This window comes from Streptomyces sp. Y7 (assembly GCF_043195415.1).
Taxonomy (GTDB): Bacteria; Actinomycetota; Actinomycetes; order Streptomycetales; family Streptomycetaceae; genus Streptomyces.
The window spans coordinates 1-2,391 of record NZ_JBIDDQ010000054.1; the positions used below are offsets into that span (position 1 = coordinate 1).

Sequence of the window (2,391 nt, forward strand, 5' to 3'; positions counted from 1 at the left end):
TATAGTAGCGCGCTCAAGACCCGAAGCGGAGTGATCTAGCCATGGGCAGGTTGAAGCGGAGGTAAGACTTCGTGGAGGACCGAACCCACCAGGGTTGAAAACCTGGGGGATGACCTGTGGTTAGGGGTGAAAGGCCAATCAAACTCCGTGATAGCTGGTTCTCCCCGAAATGCATTTAGGTGCAGCGTCGTGTGTTTCTTGCCGGAGGTAGAGCACTGGATAGGCGATGGGCCCTACCGGGTTACTGACCTTAGCCAAACTCCGAATGCCGGTAAGTGAGAGCGCGGCAGTGAGACTGTGGGGGATAAGCTCCATGGTCGAGAGGGAAACAGCCCAGAGCATCGACTAAGGCCCCTAAGCGTACGCTAAGTGGGAAAGGATGTGGAGTCGCACAGACAACCAGGAGGTTGGCTTAGAAGCAGCCACCCTTGAAAGAGTGCGTAATAGCTCACTGGTCTAGTGATTCCGCGCCGACAATGTAGCGGGGCTCAAGCGTACCGCCGAAGTCGTGTCATTGCAGCAATACGCCCAACGGCGGCTGTGATGGGTAGGGGAGCGTCGTGTGCCGGGTGAAGCCGCGCCGGAAGGCAGTGGTGGACGGTTCACGAGTGAGAATGCAGGCATGAGTAGCGATTCACACGTGAGAAACGTGTGCGCCGATTGACTAAGGGTTCCTGGGTCAAGCTGATCTGCCCAGGGTAAGTCGGGACCTAAGGCGAGGCCGACAGGCGTAGTCGATGGATAACCGGTTGATATTCCGGTACCCGCTGTGAAGCGTCAAACATCGAATCCAGTGATGCTAAGCCCGTGAAGCCGCCGGCTGAGTCTTCGGACGAGGTCGGAGTGGTGGAGCCGGTGACCCGAGCTGGTAGTAGGTGAGTGATGGGGTGACGCAGGAAGGTAGTCCATCCCGGGCGGTGGTTGTCCCGGGGTAAGGGTGTAGCCCGAGTGGTAGGCAAATCCGCCACTCATACAGGGTGAGACCTGATGCCGAGCCGATTGTGGTGAAGTGGATGATCCTATGCTGTCGAGAAAAGCCTCTAGCGAGTTTCATGGCGGCCCGTACCCTAAACCGACTCAGGTGGTCAGGTAGAGAATACCGAGGCGTTCGGGTGAACTATGGTTAAGGAACTCGGCAAAATGCCCCCGTAACTTCGGGAGAAGGGGGGCCACACTCGGTGATCCGTTTTACACGGTGAGCTGGGGGTGGCCGCAGAGACCAGCGAGAAGCGACTGTTTACTAAAAACACAGGTCCGTGCGAAGCCGTAAGGCGATGTATACGGACTGACGCCTGCCCGGTGCTGGAACGTTAAGGGGACCGGTTAGCTCAGATTCGTCTGGGCGAAGCTGAGAACTTAAGCGCCAGTAAACGGCGGTGGTAACTATAACCATCCTAAGGTAGCGAAATTCCTTGTCGGGTAAGTTCCGACCTGCACGAATGGCGTAACGACTTCTCGACTGTCTCAACCATAGGCCCGGTGAAATTGCACTACGAGTAAAGATGCTCGTTTCGCGCAGCAGGACGGAAAGACCCCGGGACCTTTACTACAGTTTGATATTGGTGTTCGGTTCGGCTTGTGTAGGATAGCTGGGAGACTGTGAACTCTGGACGCCAGTTCAGGGGGAGTCGTCGTTGAAATACCAGTCTGGTCGTGCTGGATGTCTAACCTGGGTCCGTGATCCGGATCAGGGACAGTGTCTGATGGGTAGTTTAACTGGGGCGGTTGCCTCCTAAAGAGTAACGGAGGCGCCCAAAGGTTCCCTCAGCCTGGTTGGCAATCAGGTGTTGAGTGTAAGTGCACAAGGGAGCTTGACTGTGAGACCGACGGGTCGAGCAGGGACGAAAGTCGGGACTAGTGATCCGGCGGTGGCTTGTGGAAGCGCCGTCGCTCAACGGATAAAAGGTACCCCGGGGATAACAGGCTGATCTTCCCCAAGAGTCCATATCGACGGGATGGTTTGGCACCTCGATGTCGGCTCGTCGCATCCTGGGGCTGGAGTCGGTCCCAAGGGTTGGGCTGTTCGCCCATTAAAGCGGTACGCGAGCTGGGTTTAGAACGTCGTGAGACAGTTCGGTCCCTATCCGCTGCGCGCGCAGGAATATTGAGAAGGGCTGTCCCTAGTACGAGAGGACCGGGACGGACGAACCTCTGGTGTGCCAGTTGTTCTGCCAAGGGCATGGCTGGTTGGCTACGTTCGGGAGGGATAACCGCTGAAAGCATCTAAGCGGGAAGCCTGCTTCGAGATGAGTATTCCCACCCACTTGATGGGGTAAGGCTCCCAGTAGACGACTGGGTTGATAGGCCGGATCTGGAAGCACGGTAACGTGTGGAGGTGACCGGTACTAATAGGCCGAGGGCTTGTCCTCAGTTGCTCGCGTCCACTGTGTT

At 56.9% G+C, this 2,391-nt stretch carries 1 rRNA gene; it reads left to right on the plus strand.

From position 1 onward, the window contains the following. Window positions 1–2,369, plus strand: a 23S ribosomal RNA gene (locus tag ACGFW6_RS45065); the annotation flags it as partial. Window positions 2,370–2,391 lie beyond the last annotated feature (22 nt).